Origin of the sequence: Planktothrix agardhii, from assembly GCF_904830935.1 — a bacterium.
Lineage (GTDB): Bacteria > Cyanobacteriota > Cyanobacteriia > Cyanobacteriales > Microcoleaceae > Planktothrix > Planktothrix agardhii.
This window is the reverse complement of sequence record NZ_LR882952.1, coordinates 2,709,555-2,728,956: the sequence shown is the minus strand read 5'-3', so window position 1 is coordinate 2,728,956 and position 19,402 is coordinate 2,709,555. Positions and strand designations below refer to the sequence as shown.

21 protein-coding genes and 1 pseudogene are annotated in these 19,402 nt (G+C 39.1%); 14 read left to right on the top strand and 8 right to left on the bottom strand.

Going from position 1 to position 19,402, the window contains the following annotated elements:
- Positions 1-69: 69 nt before the first annotated feature.
- From NMG88_RS12865 to NMG88_RS12855, 3 genes and pseudogenes are all read right to left on the bottom strand, one after another.
- Complete coding sequence (locus tag NMG88_RS12865; RefSeq protein ID WP_193372666.1) at positions 70-816, bottom strand: DUF561 domain-containing protein; 747 nt, start codon at positions 814-816, stop codon at positions 70-72.
- A gap of 321 nt (positions 817-1,137) precedes the next feature.
- Positions 1,138-1,950, bottom strand: a complete 813-nt coding sequence (locus NMG88_RS12860; protein ID WP_227365352.1) for a creatininase family protein — start codon at positions 1,948-1,950, stop codon at positions 1,138-1,140.
- Between the two features lie 117 nt (positions 1,951-2,067).
- Positions 2,068-2,328, bottom strand: a pseudogene (locus tag NMG88_RS12855) (four helix bundle protein); the annotation flags it as partial.
- A gap of 91 nt (positions 2,329-2,419) precedes the next feature.
- On the opposite strand from NMG88_RS12855, the gene NMG88_RS12850 reads away from it, so the two are divergent.
- The 3 genes from NMG88_RS12850 (at position 2,420) to NMG88_RS12840 (ending at position 4,498) form a co-directional block, all read left to right on the top strand.
- Positions 2,420-3,034, top strand: a complete 615-nt coding sequence (locus NMG88_RS12850; protein ID WP_227381463.1) for a hypothetical protein — start codon at positions 2,420-2,422, stop codon at positions 3,032-3,034.
- Between the two features lie 576 nt (positions 3,035-3,610).
- Positions 3,611-4,030, top strand: a complete 420-nt coding sequence (locus tag NMG88_RS12845) for a DUF29 family protein (protein ID WP_042154896.1) — start codon at positions 3,611-3,613, stop codon at positions 4,028-4,030.
- A gap of 42 nt (positions 4,031-4,072) precedes the next feature.
- A complete protein-coding gene (locus NMG88_RS12840; protein WP_227381462.1) occupies positions 4,073-4,498 on the top strand; it encodes a DUF29 family protein in 426 nt (141 codons plus the stop codon).
- 88 nt (positions 4,499-4,586) lie between these two features.
- Here NMG88_RS12840 and NMG88_RS12835 read toward each other — a convergent pair whose 3' ends face one another.
- Positions 4,587-5,939, bottom strand: a complete 1,353-nt coding sequence (locus NMG88_RS12835; RefSeq protein ID WP_254033895.1) for an FAD-binding oxidoreductase — start codon at positions 5,937-5,939, stop codon at positions 4,587-4,589.
- A 105-nt stretch (positions 5,940-6,044) separates the two neighbouring features.
- On the opposite strand from NMG88_RS12835, the gene cbiD reads away from it, so the two are divergent.
- The 3 genes from cbiD to NMG88_RS12820 all read left to right on the top strand — a co-directional run bounded on the left by cbiD (position 6,045) and on the right by NMG88_RS12820 (position 10,776).
- The gene (cbiD, locus tag NMG88_RS12830; protein ID WP_254035493.1) at positions 6,045-7,424 is read left to right on the top strand and encodes a cobalt-precorrin-5B (C(1))-methyltransferase CbiD; all 1,380 of its coding nucleotides are present in this window, start codon (positions 6,045-6,047) and stop codon (positions 7,422-7,424) included.
- A 77-nt stretch (positions 7,425-7,501) separates the two neighbouring features.
- Entirely contained in the window at positions 7,502-9,121 is a 1,620-nt protein-coding gene (gene guaA / locus NMG88_RS12825) for a glutamine-hydrolyzing GMP synthase (protein ID WP_254035492.1), read from the top strand.
- A 68-nt stretch (positions 9,122-9,189) separates the two neighbouring features.
- Complete coding sequence (locus tag NMG88_RS12820; RefSeq protein ID WP_235751625.1) at positions 9,190-10,776, top strand: SDR family NAD(P)-dependent oxidoreductase; 1,587 nt, start codon at positions 9,190-9,192, stop codon at positions 10,774-10,776.
- A gap of 119 nt (positions 10,777-10,895) precedes the next feature.
- On the opposite strand, the gene NMG88_RS12815 is transcribed toward NMG88_RS12820, so the two are convergent.
- The 4 genes from NMG88_RS12815 to NMG88_RS12800 all read right to left on the bottom strand — a co-directional run bounded on the left by NMG88_RS12815 (position 10,896) and on the right by NMG88_RS12800 (position 15,877).
- Positions 10,896-11,957: a tyrosine-type recombinase/integrase gene (locus NMG88_RS12815; RefSeq protein ID WP_235751626.1), complete on the bottom strand. Its 1,062-nt coding sequence runs from the start codon at positions 11,955-11,957 to the stop codon at positions 10,896-10,898.
- Positions 11,957-14,293, bottom strand: coding sequence for a DnaB-like helicase N-terminal domain-containing protein (locus tag NMG88_RS12810; protein WP_235751627.1), 2,337 nt, complete (start codon positions 14,291-14,293; stop codon positions 11,957-11,959). Before NMG88_RS12810 ends, NMG88_RS12815 begins: the two co-directional genes overlap by 1 nt.
- Before the next feature lie 82 nt (positions 14,294-14,375).
- Positions 14,376-15,590: a hypothetical protein gene (locus NMG88_RS12805; RefSeq protein ID WP_235751628.1), complete on the bottom strand. Its 1,215-nt coding sequence runs from the start codon at positions 15,588-15,590 to the stop codon at positions 14,376-14,378.
- Positions 15,587-15,877 carry a hypothetical protein gene (locus NMG88_RS12800; protein ID WP_254035491.1) on the bottom strand — a complete coding sequence of 97 codons (291 nt, stop codon included), beginning with the start codon at positions 15,875-15,877 and terminating at the stop codon, positions 15,587-15,589. Before NMG88_RS12800 ends, NMG88_RS12805 begins: the two co-directional genes overlap by 4 nt.
- Before the next feature lie 430 nt (positions 15,878-16,307).
- On the opposite strand from NMG88_RS12800, the gene NMG88_RS12795 reads away from it, so the two are divergent.
- The 8 genes from NMG88_RS12795 (at position 16,308) to NMG88_RS12765 (ending at position 19,325) form a co-directional block, all read left to right on the top strand.
- Positions 16,308-16,538 (top strand): hypothetical protein, encoded by a 231-nt coding sequence (locus NMG88_RS12795; protein WP_254035490.1) that lies wholly within the window; start codon positions 16,308-16,310, stop codon positions 16,536-16,538.
- Positions 16,539-16,612: 74 nt separating this feature from the next.
- Complete coding sequence (locus NMG88_RS12790; protein WP_254035489.1) at positions 16,613-17,668, top strand: hypothetical protein; 1,056 nt, start codon at positions 16,613-16,615, stop codon at positions 17,666-17,668.
- Positions 17,669-17,675: 7 nt separating this feature from the next.
- Positions 17,676-17,855, top strand: coding sequence for a hypothetical protein (locus tag NMG88_RS12785; protein WP_254035488.1), 180 nt, complete (start codon positions 17,676-17,678; stop codon positions 17,853-17,855).
- A 27-nt stretch (positions 17,856-17,882) separates the two neighbouring features.
- Positions 17,883-18,152: a hypothetical protein gene (locus NMG88_RS12780; protein WP_254035487.1), complete on the top strand. Its 270-nt coding sequence runs from the start codon at positions 17,883-17,885 to the stop codon at positions 18,150-18,152.
- Positions 18,149-18,322 (top strand): NrdR family transcriptional regulator, encoded by a 174-nt coding sequence (locus tag NMG88_RS22705; RefSeq protein ID WP_430203275.1) that lies wholly within the window; start codon positions 18,149-18,151, stop codon positions 18,320-18,322. Before NMG88_RS12780 ends, NMG88_RS22705 begins: the two co-directional genes overlap by 4 nt.
- A gap of 13 nt (positions 18,323-18,335) precedes the next feature.
- Positions 18,336-18,626, top strand: a complete 291-nt coding sequence (locus tag NMG88_RS12775) for a hypothetical protein (RefSeq protein WP_254035486.1) — start codon at positions 18,336-18,338, stop codon at positions 18,624-18,626.
- Positions 18,610-19,002 (top strand): hypothetical protein, encoded by a 393-nt coding sequence (locus tag NMG88_RS12770; protein ID WP_254035485.1) that lies wholly within the window; start codon positions 18,610-18,612, stop codon positions 19,000-19,002. The genes NMG88_RS12775 and NMG88_RS12770 overlap by 17 nt, the downstream gene beginning before the upstream one ends.
- A gap of 77 nt (positions 19,003-19,079) precedes the next feature.
- Positions 19,080-19,325: a hypothetical protein gene (locus tag NMG88_RS12765; protein ID WP_254035484.1), complete on the top strand. Its 246-nt coding sequence runs from the start codon at positions 19,080-19,082 to the stop codon at positions 19,323-19,325.
- The last annotated feature ends 77 nt before the right edge of the window (positions 19,326-19,402 follow it).

Genomic DNA, 19,402 nt, shown 5'->3' with positions numbered 1-19,402 from the left:
TTGTTATGTTTAAATCCCGCAGAGACGCAAAATTTCACGTCTCTACATTTTTTGATTTCCAAAAAAATATTAAGCGTAAACTCGGTTAGCTTTAACCGTTGCTAAGGCTTCGACTAAACTCCGAACTACCGCCAGCATCGCCACTTCGTTATCGAGGCGGTTAATAGCTGAACCCACACCAACGCCCGCAGCACCCGCAGCAATCGCCATGGGAGCAGTAATATTAGAGATACCGGAAGCACATAACACCGGGACGGAAACGGCGCGAGAAATTTCCGAGGCTGCGGCTAAGGTCGGGGCGGCTTTTTCAATTAGTCCCAATGTCCCGCCATGAACTGGGGAAGAACTGGTTCCGCCTTCGGTTTGGATGATATCTGCACCCGCTTTGACGAGTTCCAGGGCGAGTTCAACCTGTTGGTCGAGTTCGAGGATATGGGGAACGGTGACAGATAGGGTAATATGGGGCAGTAAAGCCCGGGTTTCGTGGGTTAGTTGCAGCACTTCCGCCGCCTCAAAACGCCGTCCTTGAGTGTAGAAAGCGTCGAAGTTGCCAATTTCAATTAGGTCTGCACCTGCGTCTACGCAAGTTACAAATTTTTCGGGTTCAACCGCAGAAACACAGATGGGAAGATGGGTTAATTGACGCACGATTTCGACTAAATTAGGGTCAGCGCCAATATCCACAAAAGTTGCGCCGCCTTTGGTTGCGGCTTTGACCACAGAAGCGACCCGTCCGACGTTGAAATTGGTTAAACCGCTAATTACTTTTAGGGCGTTACCTTGGTTGAATGCTCGTTGTAAGGATGAATTCATCATAATTTGATTATTGACGTAGTGAGCCCTTCAGGACTCTATCTATCTTAGGTTAAAACATTTTCCCATAAGTTATGACATTCCGGTGATCGTAAGCATAAAAATTATTTATTATCTGCAATTATAGCACTTTTATTTGAGTTTGGTGTGCAATTATATAAATTAAAGTAGTGCGAGCGTCCTCGCTCGCTGGTTATAAAAACCAAACCTATTGTTAGAGAAACCAAACCTATTGTTAGAGAAACCAAACCTATTGTTATAAAAACCAAACCTATTGTTAGAGAAACTAGCGAGCGGGGACGCTCGCACTGCGTTAGTATTCAATTAATCCCTAAACCTTTGGGGTTGTTGAAATTTATATAAATCCTCAATAACTTGTACCCAACTATTAACTAAAGAGGCTAAAATGCGATCGCCTTTTTCCTTCGTCGCCACCGTTGCATCACCTAAAACTCCACTTTTGGTTAAATCTTTTGTTACCCAAGCAAAGGGTAAGTTTGCCTCCATACTTAATAAACTATTTTCGGGTAAATTATGGGGATATTCACACACAGCTTGCTCCATTTTAACCTGTTCTGGCAGTAAAGATAACATTAAACTGGTTTCGGCATCTCCGGCATGAATTCCTAACTCTAATTCTTTCGGGGTTAATAATTCCCCAGCAATATTTGGAACCCGCCAAATAAATAAAGGAAATACGGAAAAATCCTCATATTTTTGATGTAAGTCTCGCGCTACCATCTCTAATATTTGGGGTTGTCCACCATGACCATTAATAAAGGCTAATTTTCTAAATCCAGCCCGATAAATGCTTTCACCTAATTCCATTAATACAGCTATTAAGGTTTGGGAACTTAACGTTATTGTACCAGGAAAATGCCAATGTTCGTTAGATTTTCCATAATAAATTGTTGGCAAAGCGTAGGCAGGAATGTTATCATTAAGTTGGGCTAAAGCGTAACCTGTTATGGCCGTTGCGATCGCGGCATCAACAATTAACGGTAAGTGGGGGCCATGTTGTTCAATCGCTCCAATCGGTTGTAAAATAACCAGATTACTTTTATCAGCCATTGATTCAATTTGTTTCCAGGTTAAATAGGGGAAAAACCGTTCAGGGGGAATAAAATTATGGAGCATTAGAATTACGAATTAGGAATTACGAATTAGAGGAATTGGGAATTACGAATTACGAGTTAGAGGAATTGGGAATTAGGAGTTTTCTTTTGTGGTTTTTTGGATGCTTCCAATAGTTCGTCAAAGTTCTTCGGCATCAGCGTGGATACTTTCAAACTCTTTTTCCGTTAAGTAATCGGTATCTTTTAAAAGTCGTAACCAGTAACTTGTTTCACGGGCTTCTTTGTAGGCTATAGGAAGTTTGGCGATGAAGTCGGCTTTTGATTGTCCTCCGAGTGCTTCTTCAACATTTGCCCCGATGCTTGTTCCTGATCGCAATACTTGTTTAGACAGTATATATTCCTTTTTGCTTTCTGACAAGTATTGATAAAGCCGTACAAGTTGAACAACTGTGCGAGTGGGTGAGTTCTCCCCGTCGTCGTCAGCAGGTGTTGGTGGATGCCTTAGATGTTTATGAAAGCATGGTGCAAGTTTGAAAGAGCAGTATCAACCCATATTAGACCTGTTTAAACCCCAATTTAAAGACGGAGATCTCAATCCTCAATTACGGTCTGAAGATGCTTTAAAATCAATCCCAGGAGAAACCCTAGATTTATTAAAAACCCAACGTCAAGATCGGCATTTTTACTTTAAATCAGGTTTAGAAAAAAACTCCAATCCCCAGAAACCTAAATCGTTATATAGTCTGCTATTATATCCCCAAAAAATATCCTATACCTATTCTTTATTATTGCATATTTTTCGACCTCAAGACCCCGGATATGATCAAGTTAAGTTAGCTGAAATTGATCAATTTCACCCCGAAAGTTTAATTTTAAAGGATCCCAAAATGGATTTTTTAGGACAAACCCTATTAGTAACGGCATTTTTACCCGAAAATACCCCAACGGATGATCAAAATTTAAGAGCGATCGCCGAGCAATTAAGGTATAATTTATTTGGGGATTATTGTAATAGTTTTTATCAAGAGGGAAAACTGTTAGGGAGTTATATTGTTGAATATGGAAACCCTAGAATAAATCTGAATCGGATTTTAATTGTATTTTATTTAACCGAATCTACCCCAGAAAAAATTAAGCTAATTTAGATGATTTAGAATTTTTTGTCCGCTTTTTAAATCGAGAATGTCAAACTTTCCCTACCCAAATTCAAGCGGATTTAAACTATTTAAAACCCGCCTCAAATTTATTAGATCAGGCGATATCTAGTATTAGAGGATTAGTTGAAATTGAACAAGCAAAACTAGATCGGGACAAAGCAGAAATACTCCGTAATAATGAAGAAGCTGAAAAAAAACGCGATCAATCTTTAGAGCGTACTATTTCAATTTTAGGCGTTAGCTTAGGTGTAGGAGGTATTGCTTTATCTATTACCTCAGCATACATTGAAAAACCCCTAACCCTATCCTATCTGGAAAAACCCCTTGATCCTTGGATTCTAGCATCTTTATTAAGTTTATTAAGTATTGTAATAGGAGCGATCGCAGGTTTTATTGCTTGGCAAATTACAAAACCTATTTCAAAACAAACAAATACAGAAGAAACAAATACAAATGTAACCAATACAGAAAATTCTCCATGTAATAGAGATTAACTCGGATTTAAGTTATTATAACATAAATTTTGTGTTATAATAAAATTAACCCTAATCAATTCCAAATATTATGGAAGAAATCCTAACCCTAAAGGAATTATTGCTAAAAGGGGATATTCCTGGTTCCCTTGCTATCGTTGAAGAATTAGAAGAAATGGGTCGCAAAGATATTGTTAAAACCATTCGTAGCTATTCTATCGTTTTATTAATTCATTTAATTAAACGTCAAGTAGAAAAACGAACAACTCGGTCTTGGGATGTTTCAATTCGCAATTCAATTCGAGAAATTCAACGGGAAAATAAACGCCGAAAAGCAGGAGGATATTACCTTAATTATGAAGAGCTAATGGAAACTTTAGAGGATGCTTATCTGAACGCAATTGATCAAGCGTCTTTAGAGGTTTCAGAAGGAATTTATGAGCCTCAAGAATTAGAAAAATTAGTCAATCGTGAAGAGCTATTAAATCAAGCTTTTCAGTTAATTACATAAATTATGTTATAATAAAACCAACCCTAATCAATTCCAAATATTATGGAAGAAATACTAACCCTAAAGGAATTATTGCTAAAAGGGGATATTCCGGGTTCCCTTGCTATCGTTGAAGAATTAGAAGAAATGGGTCGCAAAGATATTGTTAAAACCATTCGTAGCTATTCTATCGTTTTATTAATTCATTTAATTAAACGTCAAGTAGAAAAACGAACAACTCGGTCTTGGGATGTTTCAATTCAGAATGCTATTTTTGAAATCAGGGATGAAAATAAACGTCCTTGCTCCCAAAGTTATTATCTGTCTCCAGAAGAACTTGACGAAGTTTTAGAAGTTGCTTATAAACAAGCGATTAATAAAGCATCTTTAGAGGTTTCTGAAGGAATTTATGAAGCTAAAGAATTAGAAAAATTAGCCAACAAAGAAGAAATATTAAATCAAGCTATGGAGTTAATTAAAGATAAATAAATCATAACATAAATCGGGTTTCTAGCCCTTATTTATGGGATAGAATCAATATTTTTGATTGAGAAACCCGATTTCTAGGAGTTGCTAGTTAAAGATATTTTTCTCGTTCTAACCAAGCTCTCATTTTCCCAGGATTTAATAACCCATAGGGGTCAACTTCTTGTTTAAATTGTAACTGTTCTAAATTAATCATTTTCATGCCACCATCCTCTAAAATATAGGTATGGGGATTAAAAATAACCGCCCCCCGTTCTTCATGGTAACGAATAATTTCATTTAACCTTTCTTCTGTTGTAAATCGCACTAATTGTAAAGATGCGGGGTGCATTTCTCCATGAAGTCTTAAAAACTCTAAATGCTGCATAACTTCATCCCCAAAATGAGTATAAAGATGTTCCAATAATTCCAATTTTCGATCCGCAGGTAAGAGGGTTTGTAAATAGGTAATAGACGGATCAACACTTCGGGCGTGTAAGGTGGTATGGTTCCAACTATATTCTATTATGGTTGTTCCTTTTCCCGTTTCTTGGGATGATTTCTGATAACAAATTTCACCGTTATACTGTTTAACTAATTCTTGAAAAGGTTCTAAGCTGGTTTCGGATACTATTAATAATGCTACGTGTTTTTCTTCTGGAATTATATCTTTAAATGCAGTAAAATAGGAGGGAATAGGAGACGCACAAACACAGACTAATTTTTTAATAATTCCATCGGATAAAGCTAAGGCTTGACCAAATCGAGCCGATGTCATAAAATCATTAAAGGTAACAATAATTTCTGACCAAGGATAGGCGGGAGCTAAGGGAATTTCTAACTCAGTAATAATCCCATTTGTACCATAAGCATGATTGACTTTCTGCACATCATCCCCTCTTAATTCAATTACTTTTGGTTCATCTTCCATTGTCACAACTCGCGCGGCTTGTAAGTTACCGCGATCGCGTAATTGTCCATAGGTAATCGAACCAATTCCCCCACTTCCGCCCTCAATAAATCCCCCAATTGTTGCTGTCCGATAGGTAGAAGGAACCATGCGTAATTCCCATCCTATTTCCCGCGCTTGTTTATCAAATGCTGCCATTTTTACCCCAGGTTCCATACAAGCTAACCCTGGTTTTATCCATTTAATATTATTCAATTTAGAGATATCTAAAATCACCCCTCCTTCCAAGGGAATACATTGTCCATAATTTCCCGTTCCCGCACCTCGAACCGTCAGAGGAATTTTATATTTCACACAAACTTTAGCCACTTGTAAAATTTCGGCTTCTGTTGCGGGACGCACCACAATATATCCGATTTTATCCTTGAGTTCATGTTGCAAAATTGGGCTAAAATGGTAATAGTCTTGGGAAAGTTTTTTGACTTGAGTTTTATCCGTAATCATTTCAATTCCTGAGAGTTCAGCACGGAAGTTATCCCAGTTAATATCAGTCATAATTATTTTTTAGGGTAATTCGTTTACATTATAGGATAACGGATCGGTGGTGGTAGTGACTCAAAATAGTCTAAAATCTTAAAATATTAACTAAACGACTAAAATATGACCACAAATCAACCTCGTTCTGGATATACTCTACCCGTTTTTGCTTGCGCGGCGGCGATGGCGGCTTTGGAATATTTACAAACTAGAAATCAGTCTATTGAACAGGTATCTATTGATTTAATTAATCCGGCGGAAACCGTTAATATTCTGATTGAACAAATAGCAATTTTAACCGATAATTCTGCTTTAGCAATTACTCGTTCTGATCCGGGGGATAATTTAGATTTAACCCGAAATACTCCGATTTGGGCAATGGTGGAATGGTTGGATAGTTCACCGATGGAAACCCCCCCAACCCCCCCAACCCCCCCTTACCAAGGGGGGGCTAAAGAACTAACCCCCCCAACCCCCCCTTACCAAGGGGGGGCTAAAGAACTAACCCCCCCAACCCCCCCTTACCAAGGGGGGGCTAAAGAACTAACCCCCCCAACCCCCCCTTACCAAGGGGGGGCTAAAGAACTAACCCCCCCAACCCCCCCTTACCAAGGGGGGGCTAAAGAACAAAGTTCCCCCCCTTACCAAGGGGGGGCTAGGGGGGGTCAACTTTCTGAAACTATTTTTATTAAAGGAGGCGAAGGAATTGGCTATGATCAAAAGACGGGAAAAACAGCGATCTATCGTTATGCGAAAACCCTATTATTAGCCAATATTGAGAAAATATTACCCGCAAACAAATCTATTTTAATTACCTTTATTTTACCCCAAGGAAAACAACTAGCAACCCGCACATCTAACGCCGCGTTTGGCATTCTGGAAGGATTATCTCTACTGGGAACAACAGGAATTTCTCAACCCTTAACTGTTCCCGAACAATTAGAACAGTATAAAATTCAACTCCAAGAAAAAGCAAAAAAATTTGATTCTTTAGTATTTTGTATTGGTGAAAATGGATTAGAATTAGCTGCAAAAATGGGGATTTCCCCCCACCAAATGATTAAAACCGCCAATTGGTTAGGGCCAATGTTAGTCTGTGCCTCCTTAGCAGAGGTTAAGTCAATCTTATTATTTGGTTATCATGGTAAATTAATCAAATTAGCCGGAGGAATTTTCCATACCCATCATCATATTGCCGATGGACGATTAGAAATATTAACCGCCCACTGTGCTAACTTAGGATTACCCACCTTCGATCTACAAAAAGTTTTTAATTGTTCAACGGCCGAAGATGCTTTACAATATCTGCGAGAATTAGACGCAATCAAAGGAGAAAATTGGGTCATTCGGGTCTATGGAGAAATAACAAAGACGATTGATCAACGATCCCAGAACTATATTTACACCCATTGTGAAAAAAATATTAAGGTTGGTTCGGTAATGTTCGACCGCCAGCGTAAAATTATCATTAAAAGTGAAAATGCTGATATAATTTTGGGGTAAATTTGTTATTCTAATCGGATACAACAATCAGGTTTATCCTTGGTTGACAATTAAAATTAAAACCCATTAAACTCAATATGTCTCCCCAGACTCAAATCCCAACTCAAACTGAAAATACTGATATTTCAGTAGAAAAATTGAACCGACAAATGATCGTGATTCTCGATTTCGGTTCCCAATATTCCGAGTTAATCGCCCGCCGCATTCGGGAAACTGAGGTTTATTCCGAAGTCATTTCCTACCGGACAACCGCCGAAAAACTCAAGGAAATCAACCCCAAGGGCATTATTCTCTCCGGTGGCCCCAATTCCGTCTATGATGACGGGGCGCCCGAATGTGACCCTAAAATCTGGGAGTTAGGAATTCCGGTTTTAGGGGTTTGCTACGGAATGCAGCTAATGGTCAAACAGCTAGGGGGTAGCGTAGAACGGGCTAAAAGGGCCGAATACGGAAAAGCCTCCCTACAGATTGATGACCCCACCGACCTCCTCACCAACGTCGAACAGGGGGCGACCATGTGGATGAGTCACGCCGACTCCTGTAACCAGTTACCCCCTGGATTTGAGATTTTAGCCCATACCGAAAATACCCCCTCTGCGGCGATTGCTGACCATGAAAACAAAATGTACGGGGTACAATTCCATCCCGAAGTCGTTCATTCTATTGGGGGTCAAGCCCTAATTCGGAATTTTGTTTACCATATTTGTCGCTGTCATCCTACTTGGACAACGGAAGCTTTTGTAGAAGAATCTATTCGAGAAATTCGTAACCAAGTTGGGGAGAAACGGGTTTTATTAGCCCTTTCTGGTGGTGTTGATTCTTCAACTTTAGCATTTTTACTGCACCGTGCTATTGGTGATAAATTAACTTGTATGTTTATCGATCAAGGGTTTATGCGGAAGCTAGAACCGGAACGATTAGTTAAACTATTCCATGAACAATTTCACATTCCCGTTGAGTATGTAAATGCCCGGGAACGGTTCTTAAAAAAACTAGAAGGAATTACCGACCCCGAAGAAAAACGTAAACGCATTGGGGGAGAATTTATTCAGGTTTTTGAAGAAGAATCGGTGCGTTTAGGGCCCTTTGATTATTTAGCTCAAGGAACATTATATCCTGATGTAATTGAGTCAGCCGATACTAATGTTGACCCCAAAAGTGGGGAACGGGTGGCGGTTAAAATTAAAAGCCATCATAATGTGGGGGGATTACCAAAAGATTTACGGTTTAAATTAGTAGAACCTCTGCGAAAACTGTTTAAAGATGAAGTCAGAAAAGTCGGACGTTCGATTGGTTTACCCGAAGAAATTGTCCGACGTCATCCTTTTCCCGGCCCAGGTTTAGCGATTCGGATATTAGGAGAAGTCACGGCGGAAAGGTTAAATATTCTCCGAGATGCGGATTTAATTGTCCGAGAAGAAATCAATAGACGTGGAGTTTATCACGATTATTGGCAAGCTTTTGCCGTATTACTTCCGGTGCGAAGTGTTGGAGTAATGGGAGATCATCGTACCTATGCCTATCCAATTGTACTACGATTTGTTAGTAGTGAAGATGGGATGACCGCCGATTGGTCACGGGTTCCCTATGATTTATTAGAATTGATTTCTAATCGGATTGTTAATGAAGTTCGCGGCGTGAATCGAGTGGTTTATGATATTACTTCTAAACCCCCTGGAACTATCGAATGGGAATAGAATAAACCCCCCGTAGAGACGTGCCACGGCGCGTCTCTCTTATTTATTGTTATTGAATAACATTTGATATGAACCCACAAATTTGTCTAGTCACAGGGGGAACTTCTGGCATCGGTTTAATGACGGCAGTAGAACTCGTAAAACAGGGAAATCATGTTTTTATTGCCTGTCGTTCTGAACAAAAAGCCCAGCAAGCAATTAATTATATTATAGCACAAACCAATCAAGGAAAAGTTGAATTTTTGCCTTTAGATTTAGCCTCTTTAGATTCAATTCGTGCCTGTGTTAATTTATTCTTAGAACGTCAACTTCCTTTAAATATATTAATTAATAATGCCGGAATTTTTAATCAATCTGGAACCACTCAAGAAGGGTTTGAATTAATTTGGGGAACTAATTATTTAGGGCATTTTTTACTAACTTATTTACTCTTAGATAAACTCAAAGCATCAGCAGCAAGTCAAATTTTATTTATAGCTTCCGATATGGCTTTATGGTCAAAAAATCTAGGCTGGAAATTATGGATACAAAAAACCCCCTTTAACTTTCTCAAATTATATGCTGATTCTAAAGTTTGTTTATTGCTATTAATGCGATATCTTCTGCAAAATGAATTAAATCAAACCTCTGTCAGAATTAATGCCTTACATCCGGGTTTTGTCCAATCTAATATTAGTCTATCCCATCGTTTCAGCCGTTTTTTCCATATTGGAAACTCTCCTCAAACCATTAGTCGTAATATTATTAAATTTTTAACTAATCCAGAATATCAATTAATCAATGGTGAATTTTTAAGCCGAAATTTTCAACATATCCCTTTAACAGATTTAGCTAAAAACGATCATTTAGCCCAAGAATTGTGGCAAAAAAGTTTATTCTGGACAGGATTATCTAACCCCATTTCCCAAACCCCAACTATTTATAATTCAGAGGATGGTATCTGGGGGCCTTATTCTTTAAACTTAACTGCAACTCAACTCCAAGAGATTCAAAAACATATCTTTACAACGGTTTTACCCCGTTCTCCGATTCATGTATTTTCTAATAGTTATCAATTTATAAAAAAAAGGGATCTTGGATCATTAATATTATTATTAATTCAAGGATATAAAAGACAATTTAATATGGAAAGACACTTAGATTCCCCCGTAATTTTAGAACTATGTAAAAATCAATATTTACTAGAAAAAGCCAGGGAATATTTAGGAGAATCGCCCTTTCTTTGGCGTTCAGAATTATGGGTTAATTATCCAGCAAAACAGTTAATTCCCCTTTGGCACCAAGATCATTATCCTCAGTTATTAACAAAAACCGGAAAAACAATTAATGTTTATATTGCATTAACCGAAGTCAATGCCGGAAATGGTTTTGAATATTTACCCAAAAAATACCATAATTTATGTCCTATAAAAATGAATGATCCCTTTAGTGGAAATCCTTTTTTTGAAGTCAAATCAGAAATCGAAAAATCCGCCTTACCCGTAACTCTAAAACCCGGAGAATTTATCTTTTTTACCGATGATTTGATTCATCGTTCTATATGTAATATTAGTGGTAAAGTACGTCTATCCTTAACACTACGTTTAGCTGAATCTACAGTCAAAATTCAGGGAAGTTATAGTTCTCATCTCCAATCCCCAATTCTGTTTTTATAATCATTTTATGAAATATAATATTATTCAAAAAATTTACCTATAAAAGCCCTGCTAATTAAGGAATTTAGATTGTAGATGTAGATGCACGTCTACAATCCAAATTCCGCACAATGCGGATTTTATTCTAAGTCGGGCAAATGTAAAATTTCGGCCATAAATGTTGCATAAGAGCTAAACATTACCTGCAAACTGTGACCGGTCACCTGAACGATCTGGCTAGGCTTCCATCCTTCTTTTAATCGGTGACAAACAAAAGTATGGCGGGTGTTGTATGGTTTCCGATATCGGACTTTTGCCTGTAACAAAATTTTGATCCACAATTGCCGAAAAGCATGAAGATCTACGGGTTCGCCAAAAACAAGGTTGTGACCTGATTGGGACTTTAACTTTATTAATTCATCTGCGAAATTTATGGGCAGACAGAAAGATCTAGGTTTCCCCCCTTTTTTGAGAGGTTTAAATTTTCCCCCGGTGAATTGCCTACAAATTTTGACGTTTTGGCAATTGGGAGATAAATCATCCCATTGCAATCCTACGGCTTCTCCCAATCGACATCCCGTTAGAAACAGAAATTTAATAAAAGGCTTTTTGTCTAAGGGTGAAAATTCCAGAATTTTCCTAATTTCTTCTTGGCTGAAAGGATCAATTGTAGGGGGTTGAGAATTTTCTATATTAACTTCCTTGAAAGGGTTTTCTGTAGAAATTAATCCGTTTTTTTTTCCCCAATCCCAAGCGGAAGAAAATATATTCATTTTCAGTTTAATCACTTTGGGTTTATTGGATTTTTGCAAAAATGCAATAATTGAAGAAACCTCTTTGCTAGTGATTAGTTCCGGTTTCATAGACAAAATATTGAGTGATGCAATGCTGTTAGCGAAACATTTATAAAATTGAATCGTTCTATCGGTTAAATGCTTCTTGGTTAAATCAATCCATTGTTTATAAATGCCCTCAAAGGTTTGTATTTCAATAGCTTTTAAGGTTTGTACCTTATATTTTGACAGGGAATAATCGAAATTCCCTTTTTCAAAATCTTCTTCCATTTGCAAAGCAATTCTTTGGGCGGTTCTGCTACCTTCTGAATTATTCTCACAGCCTGGATAAAGAATTTTATATTTTCCCTGGCCGTCCTTCCAACGAAGGCGGAGCCATTTTTTATCGGCTCCTACACTTATCTTCATTATTCGCACACCTCTATTTTATAAATTTCTGCCAATTCTGGAAATGCAACGACAGAACGAGACATTAAAGAGTTACTAGAATCCCCATAAATTTTAGACAACCAATCAAACTGTTTTAAATCTTTCGATTTAATAATCAGTTTCATTAATCCTGCGATATCTTCGACCGTGGCATGGTGAAAATTTCCAATCTGCAAGTCATTACGACTAATAAATTCATCTTTTCTGTGCGTTAGCCATATCTGCCGTGATAGTTCGACTAACTGATAAGGTATCCCTGCATTATCAAAAAGGACGTCACCCTCTTTCAATTTGTCGAAATCAACCGATCGCACATCGATCGGTTCCTGTTTTTGACCAGGTTTTACGATCGGTTGAGGGGTGTTTTGTAACGTTTCCTTAACAATACCTAAACTAGCTGGTATATTTTGTAACACATCTTTTTCGTCGTTTTTCGGCTGTAACGCATACTCTGTAGGGGTTTCAAAAAAAATCGGAACCGATCGATCCGATCGTACCGATCGTAAATTTGCGATCGGTTCCTGACTGGCTTCTGGAGGGAGTTTCGGACTACCGATCGAAGCGATCGCGCTATTTTGAAAAAATTTTGTTTTTGGATTTTCCGATTTTTCTTGTGCGATCGGTCGATCGGTTCGATCGGTTAATTTTAGCTCTCCAACAAAGTACCAGTTGGCCCGTGAATTTGGCTTTTGCTGTTTGCTAATTAAGCCGCGCCGACTGAGAAATCCTAAGTCGCGTCGCAGGGGGTCGGCGGCAAATCCTAAAGTTTCAGCTAAATCCTGAACCTCGAAAGGTGTGCCCGCGTTCTCACGGAAAAATTTGATTAGGCTTAATTCTCGCTGGCTGTAATTTTCGATCTGTTCCTCTCCCTCAACGTCTAGGAGCATCCCTTTAATATTCCATCCCCATGTATTCGGGTCGTATTCGAGTTGGTAGCGCCCCGGTTCACGGCTCCGGGTTTTCTCAATGGTTAAAATCCGTTTGCAGTCGCGGGGGTCATCCCCTACGGATTCAAGTTTCCAAACCTGATCGACTGAATTATAGATAGCCGTCGAACCCCGTGCCGTACCTTGTGAGCTACTGTGGTGAATCACTAAAAATGTGGCGTCGTTCTTTTCGGCAATATCTCGCAGTCGCATTAATGGCCGTGCGTATTCCTGATCGTTCTCTGAATATAAGGATTGAGTTGAGGTTGAACTCAGGGAATCGATCATGATTAGGATGTTGGCTTTGGGGTCTTTTTCCTTAATTTCTGCAATTTTGGATCGCAAGATTCCAAACTGTTCAATTTTCCAGTCGCTAAGGATTGAGAATCGCTCTTGAGCCTCTGGAGAATCATCTAAATATCCTTGTTCCTTCAATTGTTCGGCCGTCACCCGGTCGCCTTGGTCGGTTTCGATAAACAGAACATAACCCGGTTTATCTGCATAATAATCCCCCCACTGCCCGCCATTGATAACGACGCGGCATAAATGACCGACTAATCGAGTTTTCCCTTTTCCCCCCTTGGCATGGAGTAGGGTGATCGTTTGTTTTGGAATCCATCCCCTCAATAACCAATGTTCCGAAGCATCCCCATATTTTTCTAGGTATTCTTTCAGGCCCATAAATTGGTTCTTGCTACGGCTCCCTAACCATAAAACGTGAAAATTCAACATCTCACGCCGTGATTTAAACCCATACTTTTTGGCTAATTCCTGTAATTCCCACTGCTTCAAAGCTTCATTGTTGTCGCAGTTATCTTCGATCCGTTCTAATTCCCTTGAAATAGCTTGAAATTTTGCGGTGGAAGCCCGAACGAAACTCCCACGCCTGAAGCGACTAGCGATTTCAAAAAAGCTAGATTCCATCTGTTCCAACAATCCCCCCACGCCTTCATCGGGGTTAATTGTGAAACTGCCATTAATAACGTTGTTTCCATATTCAATTAACTGTCGTCTTAATCGTTTCTCAAGGATTAAATTTGTGTATTGGTCAATATTGACGGCCGAAACTGTTCCTTCTACCAATTGAGAAATTTTAAGTTGACCCCCGACTGATTCGAGCAAACCTTTGTCGGATAAATAGGTCGTAACGGTCATTAAATCCGTGGGTTTATCCTGAGCTTTTAACGCTACGCAAGCATGATAAATAATTTGGTGGTTTTTCAAGGAAAAATCGGAGGGTTCGAGTACCGTTATGATTCTCTCTAGTGCTTCTGGGTCTAGGAGAATCCCTCCTAATATTGCCTCCTCTGCTTCGATATTTTGGGGCGGTAATTGATTGGAAAATGACGCAAAACCAGACTGATTTTTGTTGACAATTTGAGCAACCATTTGTTACAATCCTATTATGTATTTGACTATGCTTAACTCATTACACCCTGATGGTTTCCCCCTTTCGACAAAGGGGGAATTTTTATAGACACTTATCGAGAAAAATGACTACAAATTGCTCCCTTAAACTTGAGGAAAATGCTAAATCCTCCATCTTTTGTAGGGTTGCATTGACTAAATCGTTTACCGCCTCAAGTTCGCTTTCTGATGCTAGAGATGAGCCTAACTGCAAATCCTTCAACAATTCCTTTAATAGTTGATTTTTCTGTTTCCGTCCCATCCCCTTCAGATTGATATTAGGTAAGGTTTCGGTTTCCGTAATTTCAACCGCCTGAACTTCTACGATTACTTCTGTAGCATCTGGGATTAGTTCTATTTCTTCCCAGTGAAAATCCTTAACCATATCCCCAATTTGAACGGAGAATTGACGCCGTTTTTCATCTCGGAAAATAACCTTACCCTCGCTACCGTTGAGGGGCTGTAGTTCGGTGGTATAAGGCTTTATGATTACTCGCTGATTCAGTTCAATGTTTTCATTAACGGAGCTAGGATTGATTTTTTGTACAGGGCAAAGCCTTAAGGATTTGGTAGGCTTCTCCCCTAAAGATTCCCCTGTAATGGATTGAATTTTGCAGACAATTCCATCTGTAGACTTGGAAACGATACGGCCATAACTCCATCCTTTAACCGGATATTGCATCTCAACCAAGTCACCTTTTTTGATGTATCCCTCTGGCGTCTTGTTTTTTGCCGTCCGTATCTTTTGCTGTACCTCTTTGACTCCAATAGGAATAGGTTGATCGGATTCCGCCAGTAACTGCATTTCCTCAACAACTTCTGGGGGGGTTGATTGTTTGGAAATCTCAAAAATAATTGTTGGGTTAAACTTTGCCAGTGTCGGATTAGCCTGTAACATTTTTGCCGATCTCATTAATCTTTCAATTGAATCATGAGACATTTTTTGAGGGAGTTCAAACTCACAGAAAAGCATGAACTTTCCTTTAAAACGTTCTTTTGAAATAATTAATGTCATTTGCTGAAATACGGGATGAACGGCTTGGAAATATTGGGGGTAGAGTTCTCGGAAATTCTCTGTGTAGTCCTTCAAAACCTCGTCAAATTGTGGAAGGTGGGAAGCTGTAAACTCGGCTTTTAAATCGTCTGAAAGAATGCCAGAAGCAACGAGAATTAATGCTTTTGTGAACTGGCGACTTTTACGATTAGGGATTCTGCTATTTAGTCGGAGTATTAAGGCGGCTAAGTAGGCTATATCATCGGGTTGAGTTGTTAGTTTCATGATCCAAATTCCGCATTGTGCGGATTTTCAGAATGGGAATAATTCCAAAATCCTTGATAGCCCCTGGCCGGAATTGGATCTAAAGGAACGATTTCTGTTAGGAACCATGCCCAACGGAACGGATGCCAGTTGCCCACAGCCTTCTCGATAAAGTTGGGCGGGTATTCGGCGGGGAGGCAATTAAATAATTCTGTTTTACAAACGATGGCTCCCAGGGGGTAATCCTCTGGATTGCGACTAATTTTTAGGCGGGGGTAATCGTTTCTCAAGCGATTAATCAAATTCATTTCATCCGTCCCCATTGGTCTTTTAGCCGCATGGATGAGTAACGGCCCTCGATAGTCAGTTGGCCAGGAACGGGTTTCACATCGTTATTTTTTTACATAACTACCTCCTCAAAAAATCTTCAAAAAACAAACACAGTATAGATGTGGTAGCAAATTTGTCCTTAAAACCGCTTAAACCAATGGTTTTGGCGGTGTTGACATTGGACTTAAAATCAACTCATAGCTAAATCCGTGCTAGGGAACCCCCCTTTCTTGGTCAGTTTGGGGGTAGCTATATTGTCGTTTACGGTATACGGAAGACGTTTGCGCCTAAAACTTGCGCCTTCCGTATATTTATGTTAGTATGAACACAAGAAAAAAACAAGCCATATCCCATAAATCTTTACAGGAGGGCAAAACAACCTTGAAACGTATAAGGGAGGCAATGGAAATGAGTCAGTTTGATTTTTGTAAAGAAACTGATTTATTGCCCGGATCAGTTTCCAGATGTGAAAATGGACATTCGGAAATTTTGTTCGACATAAACCAGGCCAAAAAGTTTGACGATTTAATTCGGCTGCGGTTGGGCATATCTATCCATGATTTGCCCAACTCTTTGAGAGAACCCGCGCCACCGGAATTTGTGAAATTGTTGGAAGAAATAAAAATGAGTCGAGTTTAGTTCAATTAAGGAGGTGAAGCGAAATTAAAAGTAGCGTGAGAGAATAGATTTAGCGTTTTTCTATTTCTCTCACTATGTTGCTACCGTTTTTAATTTTAGCAGTTCGGTTGCTATTTTTTACCCTGTCCCTGGGGGCTGCTGCAATATTGGGGTCTGTAATTATTTTTGTTCCAATCATCAAATATATTTGGATTCCATTAATAGTTATAGTCGTTCCCCCAGTTGTTACAGCACATCTGCATAAAAACTTTCTCAACTGGTTGGATTCCTTAAAACTCCCTAACTGGTTTCCAGGTAAAAAATACCTCGATTGGCGACGGGCGGTTCGGAAAGTTCAAGCTAAGAAATACTGGCTCACATGGGTTAAACACCCCGCTAGTTTTCAAGAAGGTTTTGACGCTTTTTCCGCTTTACTTATTGCCGGATTTTTTGCCTTAATGGCGGCGTTATTAGCGTATGGGTTAGAAAGTGATGGTCAGAGAGTTTTTGATAATCCAGTTGAAATGATTGTTACTAACTTTGTTGGTTGGACTTACATCTTTTATGCCCTAGATACTGTTAATCGCTGGAAATTAAACCAAGGTAAATGGAAAAAGTTATCAGGCAAAATTCGACAAGCAAAAGAGGAGGCATTAAATAAGGAAGTTAGAGACTTAAAACAGCGTGTATTTACTGAAGGAGGTTATCTAACTAAACCCGAATTTTCCATAGGGGAAAAGCACAATTCACTCAAGGCAACGGCTAAAGCCTGTGAACCGTATTTTACGACTGAAGACTTCTATGATTTTGCTGTATTCCAATGGAAACACCATCAAGAAGAAATCCCACCAGAAGTTAAAATACCCCCCGAATGGAAAGGATTTAGAGAATTAGCCGATGTGGTTTGGTTTAACCACTGTTGGGGTGAAGATTCACCCATTAAAAAAGCCACTAATCAAGTCCAAAAACAGTATCCACAGTATCAAGCCAGTATTGTTCAGTCCAACCTTTACAAAGGATTTATCGCGTTAGTTAAACAGCGTAAAATTCCATCCCCCGATGGTTGGAATAAGCAAACACCCAAAGACGTAAAGTTTAACTGGTCTGAAGCAGAGGTTAGGTACGAGTGGATACTACTAAAAAATAGTTGAGGTCAAAATGTTACAAGCTGAATCACTAACTGAACTACCAAGCGAACTGCCTACATTTAAGGAAATTGCTCAAGACTTTTTGGATGAAACTTACCATCAATTAGAGGAAGAAAATATTAATCCAGCGATTAAAACCCAGGTAGAAGATATCTGGGAAATGTTGGATGCGATCGTTGAGTATTTGTAAGTTGCACCATCTCGCAAAAGGTAAAGTATGGACGATGAAGATTATCTGGGAATTACAGCTTTAGCCTTATCTTATCTAGCAGAAGATTTTATCAAAAGCACCGACTCTAAAAATGTCAAACCAATTTTGATGTTTTTTGTAGCAAAAGCTTCTGCTGACTGGCAAAAGGAAAAGGAAAAAATAAAGGAGCCACTTTTGACCGAAGTTAAATCTTCAATTGATAAATCTGTTGAATGGCTGCAAATTCGTCAACAGAAAAAGCCACAAATTAAGCGGTGGAAAAAAGGAGGAAAATGAAGTGTTTAATTTGTGACGGGAAAACAATCGTACTTGAGCTAAGAAGTTCTAAATCTTTCGGAGAACGGCGGCGTCGCAAGTGCTTAGAGTGCGATTTCAGGTTCTCAACTATGGAAATACCTTTTGACGCCCGCAGACGGAAAAACGACTACAAACTCAAATCAAGTTAGGAGAATATTTCAAATGTTGACAGACCGCCAAACAGTTGTTTTAAATTTATTAACTGCTTCGATTAGTGCGGGGTATTTTAACCCCAACTTTGCAGTTAAAATACCCGAATTAACCAAAGATACAATCAAAAATCTGGGAACTATAGCCGATATTTTCCTAGAAGTCACAAACGAAATTCCGCACAATGCGGAAAATGGCGAGAAAATACCAGCGATTTTAGAGAATCTGAAAAACAATAATCAAGCATTGGAATTAATAATTAATGGTTTAAATCCAGATAACAATTATGCCAATGGATCGTAAACGATACCCGAAAAATTGGAACCAATTGGCTTTCCAAATTAAAGAAAAAGCTAATTGGCGTTGTGAAAAATGCGATCGCCCTTGTCGGCAAGCGGGGGAAAGTTGGGAAAATTTAGAGGCTCGATTGGACGAAGAATGGAGCCTCTACGAAACAGTTGACGATGATGAATTTGGGTTTGTTGAGGTTCCCAAATTTCAACGGTTCACCTTAACAGTTGCCCATCTCAATCATATTCCCGAAGACTGCCGACCGGAAAACCTAAAGGCTTGGTGCAGCGTTTGTCATTTAAGGTATGACGCCGTTCACCACGCCCAATCCGTAAAAGCCAACCGTTATAAAAAACGCGAGGCAGTTGGGCAGTTAACATTTTTCTAAAAATCAAAACAGCCAGTCCGACTCTCGCAAGAATGACTGGCTGTTAAACCGTACCGCTTAGTAAGGTTTTTAATATTATGCCATGTAGTGAAGATTTAATTGAAAAATTGATGAGACGCCACAATGTTCCCGTACTTTATCCGGGGGAGCATGGTTATATTACTTTAGCCGCCCGATTGGTAGCAAAGGAATTAAATCAATGGCTAAAAGATCGGGGTAGCGTTCCCGACGTGGAATTTGAAACGGTAAGAAGTTGGTTTTATAAATCTTTTCCGAGTTGGGTTGTGGCGGTGTTGAATCAAAACTCCATTTCTAACTCGTAACCCAGAGTTAAACAGTTGGCACAGGTTCTTTAGATTTAGCTCTATCAGTTATGCCATTGTCGTCGGCTCTAGTTCCC

Coding starts and splice junctions, on each gene's coding strand:
- NMG88_RS12865 (WP_193372666.1), bottom strand. CDS start 816: ATGATGAATTCATCCTTACAACGAGCATTCAACCAAGGTAACGCCCTA.
- NMG88_RS12860 (WP_227365352.1), bottom strand. CDS start 1,950: ATGCTCCATAATTTTATTCCCCCTGAACGGTTTTTCCCCTATTTAACC.
- NMG88_RS12845 (WP_042154896.1), top strand. CDS start 3,611: ATGGAAGAAATCCTAACCCTAAAGGAATTATTGCTAAAAGGGGATATT.
- NMG88_RS12840 (WP_227381462.1), top strand. CDS start 4,073: ATGGAAGAAATACTAACCCTAAAGGAATTATTGCTAAAAGGGGATATT.
- NMG88_RS12835 (WP_254033895.1), bottom strand. CDS start 5,939: ATGACTGATATTAACTGGGATAACTTCCGTGCTGAACTCTCAGGAATT.
- cbiD (WP_254035493.1), top strand. CDS start 6,045: ATGACCACAAATCAACCTCGTTCTGGATATACTCTACCCGTTTTTGCT.
- guaA (WP_254035492.1), top strand. CDS start 7,502: ATGTCTCCCCAGACTCAAATCCCAACTCAAACTGAAAATACTGATATT.
- NMG88_RS12820 (WP_235751625.1), top strand. CDS start 9,190: ATGAACCCACAAATTTGTCTAGTCACAGGGGGAACTTCTGGCATCGGT.
- NMG88_RS12815 (WP_235751626.1), bottom strand. CDS start 11,957: ATGAAGATAAGTGTAGGAGCCGATAAAAAATGGCTCCGCCTTCGTTGG.
- NMG88_RS12810 (WP_235751627.1), bottom strand. CDS start 14,293: ATGGTTGCTCAAATTGTCAACAAAAATCAGTCTGGTTTTGCGTCATTT.
- NMG88_RS12805 (WP_235751628.1), bottom strand. CDS start 15,590: ATGAAACTAACAACTCAACCCGATGATATAGCCTACTTAGCCGCCTTA.
- NMG88_RS12800 (WP_254035491.1), bottom strand. CDS start 15,877: ATGAATTTGATTAATCGCTTGAGAAACGATTACCCCCGCCTAAAAATT.
- NMG88_RS12795 (WP_254035490.1), top strand. CDS start 16,308: ATGAGTCAGTTTGATTTTTGTAAAGAAACTGATTTATTGCCCGGATCA.
- NMG88_RS12790 (WP_254035489.1), top strand. CDS start 16,613: ATGTTGCTACCGTTTTTAATTTTAGCAGTTCGGTTGCTATTTTTTACC.
- NMG88_RS12785 (WP_254035488.1), top strand. CDS start 17,676: ATGTTACAAGCTGAATCACTAACTGAACTACCAAGCGAACTGCCTACA.
- NMG88_RS12780 (WP_254035487.1), top strand. CDS start 17,883: ATGGACGATGAAGATTATCTGGGAATTACAGCTTTAGCCTTATCTTAT.
- NMG88_RS22705 (WP_430203275.1), top strand. CDS start 18,149: ATGAAGTGTTTAATTTGTGACGGGAAAACAATCGTACTTGAGCTAAGA.
- NMG88_RS12775 (WP_254035486.1), top strand. CDS start 18,336: ATGTTGACAGACCGCCAAACAGTTGTTTTAAATTTATTAACTGCTTCG.
- NMG88_RS12770 (WP_254035485.1), top strand. CDS start 18,610: ATGCCAATGGATCGTAAACGATACCCGAAAAATTGGAACCAATTGGCT.
- NMG88_RS12765 (WP_254035484.1), top strand. CDS start 19,080: ATGCCATGTAGTGAAGATTTAATTGAAAAATTGATGAGACGCCACAAT.